The organism is Nitrospinota bacterium (genome assembly GCA_027619975.1).
Taxonomy (GTDB): Bacteria; Nitrospinota; Nitrospinia; order Nitrospinales; family VA-1; genus JADFGI01.
Genome location: JAQCGX010000059.1, coordinates 1 through 8,223 on the forward strand (window position 1 = coordinate 1; position 8,223 = coordinate 8,223).

At 47.1% G+C, this 8,223-nt stretch carries 11 protein-coding genes and 1 tRNA gene; 6 read left to right on the forward strand and 6 right to left on the reverse strand.

What is annotated here, in order from left to right:
• The first annotated feature begins 89 nt into the window (after positions 1–89).
• Entirely contained in the window at positions 90–656 is a 567-nt protein-coding gene (locus O3C58_13760) for a hypothetical protein (GenBank protein ID MDA0692917.1), read from the forward strand.
• A 101-nt stretch (positions 657–757) separates the two neighbouring features.
• Entirely contained in the window at positions 758–1,102 is a 345-nt protein-coding gene (locus O3C58_13765) for a hypothetical protein (protein ID MDA0692918.1), read from the forward strand.
• A 463-nt stretch (positions 1,103–1,565) separates the two neighbouring features.
• On the opposite strand, the gene O3C58_13770 is transcribed toward O3C58_13765, so the two are convergent.
• Positions 1,566–2,072, reverse strand: a complete 507-nt coding sequence (locus O3C58_13770) for a formate--tetrahydrofolate ligase (protein ID MDA0692919.1) — start codon at positions 2,070–2,072, stop codon at positions 1,566–1,568.
• Positions 2,073–2,140: 68 nt separating this feature from the next.
• Here O3C58_13770 and O3C58_13775 point away from each other — a divergent pair, with 68 nt between their 5' ends.
• From O3C58_13775 to O3C58_13785, 3 genes are all read left to right on the forward strand, one after another.
• The gene (locus O3C58_13775) at positions 2,141–2,635 is read left to right on the forward strand and encodes an AIR synthase-related protein (protein ID MDA0692920.1); all 495 of its coding nucleotides are present in this window, start codon (positions 2,141–2,143) and stop codon (positions 2,633–2,635) included.
• A gap of 348 nt (positions 2,636–2,983) precedes the next feature.
• The gene (locus O3C58_13780; protein ID MDA0692921.1) at positions 2,984–3,436 is read left to right on the forward strand and encodes a hypothetical protein; all 453 of its coding nucleotides are present in this window, start codon (positions 2,984–2,986) and stop codon (positions 3,434–3,436) included.
• A gap of 15 nt (positions 3,437–3,451) precedes the next feature.
• Entirely contained in the window at positions 3,452–3,631 is a 180-nt protein-coding gene (locus O3C58_13785) for a hypothetical protein (protein ID MDA0692922.1), read from the forward strand.
• 517 nt (positions 3,632–4,148) lie between these two features.
• Here O3C58_13785 and O3C58_13790 read toward each other — a convergent pair.
• From O3C58_13790 to O3C58_13810, 5 genes are all read right to left on the reverse strand, one after another.
• Positions 4,149–4,225: transfer RNA gene (locus O3C58_13790), tRNA-Pro, on the reverse strand.
• Positions 4,226–4,235: 10 nt separating this feature from the next.
• A complete protein-coding gene (locus tag O3C58_13795; protein ID MDA0692923.1) occupies positions 4,236–5,369 on the reverse strand; it encodes a radical SAM protein in 1,134 nt (377 codons plus the stop codon).
• Between the two features lie 24 nt (positions 5,370–5,393).
• Positions 5,394–5,576 (reverse strand): hypothetical protein, encoded by a 183-nt coding sequence (locus O3C58_13800; GenBank protein ID MDA0692924.1) that lies wholly within the window; start codon positions 5,574–5,576, stop codon positions 5,394–5,396.
• 37 nt (positions 5,577–5,613) lie between these two features.
• A complete protein-coding gene (gene cmoA / locus O3C58_13805; GenBank protein MDA0692925.1) occupies positions 5,614–6,345 on the reverse strand; it encodes a carboxy-S-adenosyl-L-methionine synthase CmoA in 732 nt (243 codons plus the stop codon).
• A gap of 15 nt (positions 6,346–6,360) precedes the next feature.
• Positions 6,361–7,920 (reverse strand): 2-isopropylmalate synthase, encoded by a 1,560-nt coding sequence (locus tag O3C58_13810; protein MDA0692926.1) that lies wholly within the window; start codon positions 7,918–7,920, stop codon positions 6,361–6,363.
• A 105-nt stretch (positions 7,921–8,025) separates the two neighbouring features.
• Here O3C58_13810 and O3C58_13815 point away from each other — a divergent pair, with 105 nt between their 5' ends.
• The gene (locus O3C58_13815; protein ID MDA0692927.1) at positions 8,026–8,148 is read left to right on the forward strand and encodes a hypothetical protein; all 123 of its coding nucleotides are present in this window, start codon (positions 8,026–8,028) and stop codon (positions 8,146–8,148) included.
• Positions 8,149–8,223: the final 75 nt, after the last annotated feature.

Genomic DNA, 8,223 nt, shown 5'->3' on the forward strand with positions numbered 1-8,223 from the left:
TTGAAAAATAGAGTATTTATTTTTCAGAAAATGCTATAGCAACAATCTCAAGAATTTAACCGGACAGTATTGAGGAGAAATAAAACTTAATGCCTTCATTGAAAAACTTTCTCACAGGCTGTGAGCCCTGGCTGATTGGGTTTATATTACTTTTATTAGCTTGTTTTAATACCTTCCCACTTGAGGCATTAGACAATGTTTCCGCCCAACCTTGCATTGCCAAGCTCCAGAACCCCGCATTTAAAAATATTGACTGCACATTAAAATTTGATTTGGATAAAAAAATTCAAAAGGACTTGAAAGCGACCACGGCGGGTGTAGTGCGGAATGCAGCCTGCCAGGTCAAAGTTTCCGTTGCCCGTGAAAAGATTTTTACTGCCCTTCTAAACGAGAAGGTTCTGGAAGTTCCCCGGCAACCTGTGGTTTGTAAAATAATCACTAACGGAGATTCTTTCCCGGCTCGGTTCACATTGGCTCCGCAAGTATGGTTCAAAGAGGGGAAAGCTGTCCACGCAAAACCGGGTATGGACGATTTACTTGGTATGCCTCCGTTTTTGGCAAAACTTTTAGCAGACTGGGTAAACACCAGCAAGATGATTGAATCGGCTATGGTTCAGGAGGTAAACAAGTTTCTAAAAACCGGATTGCCTCTATAGTAGGGGAAATACATTTATCTTATGGCCTTATGCAAACGACACCATTGTTATTGTTCTGAAATAAATTTAAGAATTCAGACTCAAACAGAGGGTAGGGGATTATGAACAGAATACTGTTTTTTATTACGATGATTTTTTTATTAGTTTTCACAGGATGCACGCAGGAAGCCCAGAACAAAATAGGCAGGTCCGTTCAAAACTATACCGGAACCGATGGCGTTCTGGATATTTATGCAGGGACTGAACTTGTCAAACGCTTTATTAAAATTGATAAGATTTCTACTGCGGTCAGCACCAGCGGCAATGCCCCCAGACCGTATCGTTATGGTTACGGTATCCTGGACGAAAATAAAAACCTCGTTAAAGACCCAGGGGAGAAAAAAGTTTATTTTGAATTCAGTGATTATTCCACCAGCTATATATTTTATGAAAATCCTCTTGGGTGAGAGTTTAAGGAGTTAAGCAAGCAGCAACCTCCATGGTCTCAGGGGCATCTGGAACTGGAATCCTTATGATGGAAAAAAGGCGTTTAAATTTTGAGAGAACTATTATCGAATGGGGTGAGCACATTCAAGCTTTATTGGACACGCATTATGTGCATCTTTTGAATGACCGTGGGGTGTGGATTGTTTCTATGTCGGGGCCGGGTGACAAGGTTCATGCTTACCCCTCTGTCCCGAATGGCTAGAAGCTCATTTATGGGCATCTCTAAAAATTAACACCGGCACCGAATCGCCAATTCAAAGAAGCGTCTTTTGTTTTAGTAGGACAGGCTTTCCTGCCTGTCCGCACGGAATTAAATTCCGCACTTCCGCATAAAATTTAAGGATAGGTCGCCCGTGCCACTGATTTAAGAAACTTTTGCACACGATTCTATTTTCTGTAAATACTAATTTTTAGAGGTGCCCATTATTTAATTCCCAGGATCTTTCCTTCCGCAACATCAATATTTTCCGCTTGGGGATTTTTGGGAAGCCCCGGCATGCGCATGATGTCGCCGGTGATGGGGATCAGAAATCCGGCTCCGGCGGCGATCCGGATTTCCTGCACGGTGACCGGGAAGTTTTCGGGCCTGCCATAGATTTTGGGATCATCGGTGAGAGAGGTTGGCGTTTTGGCGATACACACCGGCAGGTTGCCGTAGCCCAGTTTCTCTATGGACATTAAATCCCGTTCAGCTTTCTTGGTGTAAATGATTTTTTTTGCGCCATACATCTCGCGGGCGACGGTTTCTATTTTGGTGGTCACCGCATCGTTCCAGTCGTACAGGGGATGAAACGGGGACGATGCCTTTTCCGCATGTTTCACTACGATCCGCGCAAGCTCCAGACCGCCTTTTCCGCCCTCCGCGAACACATTGCTTTCGACGAAAGGTACCTGGAGAACGGTTTCACAATGTTTGCGGACGCGGTCGATTTCCTCGTCGCTGTCTTCAGAAAAGCGGTTGAGGCAGACGATGGGTTTTTCTCCGATTAAGCGGGGCCATCGGCAACCACGGCATTGCGATTTTGTCCGTGCGCGAGGGGATCGATTTTGAAACCGAACTCAAAAGCGACAGTGCGTCCCTTGCGGCTCCGATACGAGAGATTTTGGAAGTCAGTGCCAACATCCATTGCCTTCGCGACCCGACCCGGGGCGGTCTGTCCAGCACGTTGAACGAAATTGCCCAGGCATCTAAAGTCGGCATCGAACTTACGGAGACCAGCATTCCCATTTGGGATCAAGTCCGGGGAGCGTGTGAACTGCTTGGGCTCGATCCGTTATACGTAGCCAATGAAGGAAAATTCGTGGCGGTGGTCGCTCCACAGGATGCGGATAAAGTTTTATGGCAATTACGAAAAAATCCTCTGGGAGCGGAGGCAGCTGTTATAGGGGAAGTGGTGGTGGACCACCCTGAAATGGTGCTCATGCGCTCACCCATTGGCGGTAAGCGGGTGGTGCAGATGCTCGCGGGGGAACAACTTCCCAGGATATGCTAATAAAATTCATCTAAAGTGAAACCTTAGGAAATTGGTTGCAACTATGCATGAGTAATGACTTAGGTTTCTTGGAATAATTTAGGTTAACAGAGGCATCCAAAAATAATATTTCTTTATTTATGGCCGTAATCTCGAACCCACAACCAACTGTTTCCCCTTCAACTATATAATCGAGCGGTTCAAAAGAATAATACCCTTCTGAAATTATTTCTCCATAAACGGCGGGAGCGGGAACCATTAGCAATAAAAAGACAAAGAATATGTTGAACATGCGCCAATAATAACCTAGTTTGACAATATCTTCCCCCTGAAATAATACCAGGCATCCCAAAACCTCAGAGGTGGCTCGTGAAAAGGATTATTCTCTTTGCCCTTGCGTTCTATTTTTGTTCAATTTGTCAAGTTTCTGCTGACGTAATTACTGTTTGTGGTGGCTCCAAAGGGTATGCATATTTTTTTCCCGGTGGCATTGTCCCTGCTGATGAAGAGGGATGGCAACCGGATCAAATTCCCAAAGGGCAGATTATTTTTACCATGGATGGAGAAAAGCCGGACATTATCATTAAGGATGCCATTAATAAAACTAGGAGCGTTAAAGAAGATAGGGCATTGGTGGAAGTGCTTTATGCAGACCCTAAAAAGGGAACGATTTTAATAATGGTCTTTTACCCTGCAGGGGCTTTAGAACATTACCTTTTTCAATTGGATGAAATGGGATCTGGGCGGGTGGTTTGGGGAACTGCGAAAGCGGCAGGGCCTATAATTACCAACAAACTGATGGTTGCAGATTGCCATAAATAAAATGACGGTTGAACCATGCCAGAAGACCCAAAAGAGCGAAAGACCGTGACTGTTGAAGAACTGGCCCTGTCAAATGCCTACCAGTTGGAAGCTCTGATCAACGTCCTGGAGCGTAAGGGGATATTGACCTCAAAGGAAGTCCTGGACGAACTGGAATTGATTGTGGCGACTAAGGGGAGGGGAGAGGTTAATTGAGGGTGCGGGAGGAGGCTTAAGATAAGGGTTGACCTCGATATTTCCTTGCAGATTCGCTCAAAGAAACGATGTAATCAGGGCCTCCAATTTGAAAGGATTGGGCGGTTGACTCAGAGGGCCGGTTGCGCCGGTCACCATGCCTTCTATCCTCATTTCGCAAATCTCTCCCGGGGAGTTGCCTACGAAAGTTTGAAGGCTCATCTCTTATTGCAATTGACGCGGATCGTAGGGAGGGCATAACTCTTGCCACGATTTTGTCACCCTTAGACGCTTGGTTTCTCTCAATAGCGGCAACTAACACGACTGACCTCCTCTCATCATCTAACCCTGCCAGATAAATATAGGTTGCCAGCCTCAAAACCGCAATGATCCCTATCGGCTACCTTAGAGGAAATCTCGCACAAGTGGGACTATAGTGGGAGGGGGTTTGAGTACGAATTTAGCTTCAAATGTTAGCCGGTTCGTTAGCCATTACAAAAAATGGGCTACGGCTTAAACCGTAACCCATTATAAAATATGGTCGGGATGAGAGGATTTGAACCTCCGGCCCCTTCGTCCCGAACGAAGTGCGCTACCAGGCTGCGCTACATCCCGACTCTTGGTGTTAAGCCTTTTTATAGAAAAAGTTTTTCAGGTATTTCCAAATGATGATCGACCCCAGGGCGTTACCGATGGATTTTAATCGGGTGCTACCTCCCAGACATTTCTGGCAGTAGGGATGGACGACTTTATTATCCTTGAAGCCCTCAATCGCGGCAATGATGTGTTCATTGTTCAGGATATCCACGATGGGCCGTTCAAACACATTCCCTGATTTGGTATTGCCGTTGTAATCCTTGCAACAGTACGTCATGTCGCCGTTGCAGAGGATGGCAAAATGATCTGTCAAGGCACTGCAGTAGCCAATTTTTGTCGGTATGACGCCATCGCCAACGAAAGCGTTTCCCCAGGTGTCGAGGATATAAGTCTCGAAGAAAATATTTGGCGCGACGTTCACAACGTTCCATTTGAACGTGGATAATTTCTCGATCCGCTTTTCAACCTCGGCGATTTCTTCAGCACTCATGGGTGGGCAGACTTTGTGGACTTCTTTGGCCCAGCGGCTGAAAGTCTTGCGCAAATCGTTGGTGTTGTTGATCACGTTCATGGTTCCGAGCGACCAATCTTCCCCCGGAACGTCTGATTTAATCTGGGTGTTCAAAAAATGGACTTTTAATTTCGGCGGAGTCTTGTGCTTGAGGCAGGCGCTGATGAATCTCAGGATGCGTTTTTGATATTCATCGAATTCCATGCGCCGGGATTTCCGGGTTTTATAGGATTCCTCATCCGGTGTTTGCAGGGAAATGTTCAATTGCGAGACCGTCACTTTTTCCAGGCGGGCGGCCATTTCCTCGTCCAAATAAGTTCCGTTGGTGGTGATGCCCGTTTTGACATTGAGCTTCGCCGCGTAGTCGAGAATATCGAAAAACCGAGGATGCATGAACGGTTCGCCCATCACGTGGAAAGTGATCTTCTCCGCAAGGTTGTACTCGGCGACCTGGTCGATGATGGCACAGACGCGTTCGTAATCCATGTATTCATACTTGCGCGTCATCTCCTGCTTGGGACAAAATGTGCAGTCAAAGTTACAGACGTTGGTCAGTTCAATATGAACTCGCTGCAACGGAAACTGGACGAGTTCTCCAATGCGTCCGGGGACTTTTTTGCTTTTAACCAGAGGTTCGGCTTGGGTCAGCATGTATTTAGGATCCGTCTACAGTGATTATTTATCCCAGGTATAGCGATTGATGCTTTCGCCTTTAAAGGAGTTATTGGTGACGTTGCGGCTGACGTCTGCGGATTTGCATTCAGGGCAGGTGACTTCCTTATTGCCCACCTCAGAAATCTTCATTTCCACCACAAAATCTTTTTTGCATTTATTACAGGTATGATCGTAGCTTGGCATCTTGAGACTCCATAAGTCCTTAACAATACAATAGTTTTTATTTCAATGCAACGAAACCGGCGAAGTTGTTCCATTTAAAAAACAACTCCGTTGAAGCGAAACCCGCCTCCATCAGCCGGTTGATATTTTCTCCAACGGTCCAGGGAGTCAGAACATTTTCCAAAGCCTCCCTTTTTCTGGCAATCTCCAATTGGGAATATCCCTGGGCTTTTTTATGCGCATGATGAAACTCGATAAACGTTTTATCGAATTTAAGATTATCGCTTTTTACCTTTTCGATCAGAATCAACAATCCCCCGTCGTTCAATCCCTGAAAAATCTTACGGGCGAGGTCCAGCCGCCGCTCAGGGGGAAGGAACTGGAGGGTGTAATTCATAATGACGACACTGGCGTTCGTTAAAGAAAAATCTCCATTCAGATCAGCCTCCACCAGTTTGCAGGGCAGGGGAGAGGTCGCCAGTTTTTCCCGTGCCTTCACAAGCATGGGGCCGGAATTGTCGATGCCCACAAGCCGAACTCCCGAGTCCGTCGGGAGTCGATCTGTCAGGCGCTTCATCAGCGTGCCTGTGGAACAGCCCAGGTCGTAAACATGAGTTCCTTGCCGGGCAAACCGGGTGCACCAGTCCACGGCAGATTCCAAGCATTCCCGATACATGGGAACGCTTCTTTCCAGCATGTCGTCAAACACTCGGGCTACGGATTCATTGAACTCGAACTTTTCCGTGGGGCCGGTTTGTGTGAACAGGTTATCTTTTTCTTTAATCGTCATAAGCAAAAGGTCCGTTCAGGGCCCTGGTAATTCTCCACCGCCCACAGGTCCCGACTTGGATTTTATCAACAGCTTATTGATGGCGTTGAGGTAGGCAAAGCCGCTGGCCTCAATGGTGTTCACCCCGGCGCCCTTGCCGAGTACTTCCCGGTTTTCATGGCTGACCCGGACGTTGACTTCTCCCTGCGCGTCTTTGCCGCGGGTTTTGGACATCACCTGGTAATCCAAGAGTTTGCAAGTCAGGCCGGTGATTTTATCGATGGCGTTGTAAATGGCATCGACAGGGCCATCTCCCGTCGCCGTCGCCGCGTGCGACTTGCCGTCTTTACTGGTCAGCTCTACGGTTCCTTCGGGAGGATGTCCCGTTTCAAAATGACTGGTGATTCTGGCTAACGAGTAGGTGTTTAAACTCTCCTCGGACCATCTCGACTTTTGGATTAGTGTGAGGATATCGTCCTCGAAAATTTCTTTTTTCTCATCGGCAAGAATTTTAAACTCCCGGAACACCACATCAAGCTCTTCCTGAGTCAGGTCGTAGCCCAACTTCTTGTATTTGTGCTGAAGCGCATTGCGGCCCGAGTGTTTGCCCATCACCAGTTCCGATTCCTCTCCGCCGATATCCGCAGGGTCCATGATCTCAAACGTATCCTTCTGTTTAAGAAAGCCATGCTGATGGATTCCCGACTCATGCGCAAACGCATTTTTACCGACAATGGCCTTGTTTCTCTGCACAAAAAAACCGGTGAGACTGCTGACCAGCTTACTGCAGGCCATGATATGTTTCGTGTCGATTCCAGTGTCGATGCCAAAAAAATCCTTGCGGGTTTTCAGAGCCATGACGATCTCTTCCATCGCCGCATTCCCGGCTCGTTCGCCGATGCCGTTGATAGTGCATTCCACCTGCCGGGCTCCTGCCTGTACCGCCGCAAGAGAATTGGCGACGGCCAATCCTAGATCATTATGACAATGGACGCTGATGACGGCCTTGTCGATTCCCGGAGTGTGTTTCTTTAAATAATGAATCAAATCGGAAAACTCGCCCGGTATCGTGTACCCCACCGTATCGGGAATGTTCACCGTTGTGGCCCCGGCGTCGATCATGGCCGCAAGCGCATCGACCAAAAATTCCTTTTCCGTGCGTGTGGCGTCCATCGGCGAGAATTCAACATCATCGCAATACTTTTTCGCAAAGCGGATGGCCTTGACGCCCATTTCAATAATTTCTTCCTTGGCCTTGTTGACCATGTGAACGCGATGGGATTTGGATGTCGAGAGAAAAATATGAATTCGGGGCGATTCCGCATTTTCCAAAGCCCGGGCGGTGGCCTCAATGTCTTTTTCTAAAGCCCGCGCCAAGCCAGCGACGCTGGCGCCTCGGACTTCCTTGGCGATTTGCCTGACCGACTCGAAATCACCAGGAGAAGCCGCCGGAAAGCCCGCTTCGATCACATTTACCTTGAGCAGGGACAGTTGCCGGGCAATTTCGAGCTTTTCTTTGATATTCAAGCTGGCGCCTGGGCATTGTTCCCCGTCACGTAAAGTGGTGTCGAATATGATGAGCTTTTCCGAATTCATTGTCTGGTATTTCACTCCTTTATATTAAGAGTTAATGGTGTTCTAGCAATTTCACCTGAATGATATTTTTATATTGGCATCAGAAATATGCAAAGAAGCTAGGGTATGAATGATATTTTTTTTATGGGAGTCGGCATTGTATTTCGTATCAACATAGAAATCCCCAAGACGTTTCCACTCGCCATTCCGTTTTGGGTTTTTGTACTGATCAATATAGGGCATCTCTAAAAATTGACTAAATGTTCTTATGTCGTCAATTCAAAGAGGTGTCTTTGTTATAGTGGAACAGGCTTTCCAGCCTGT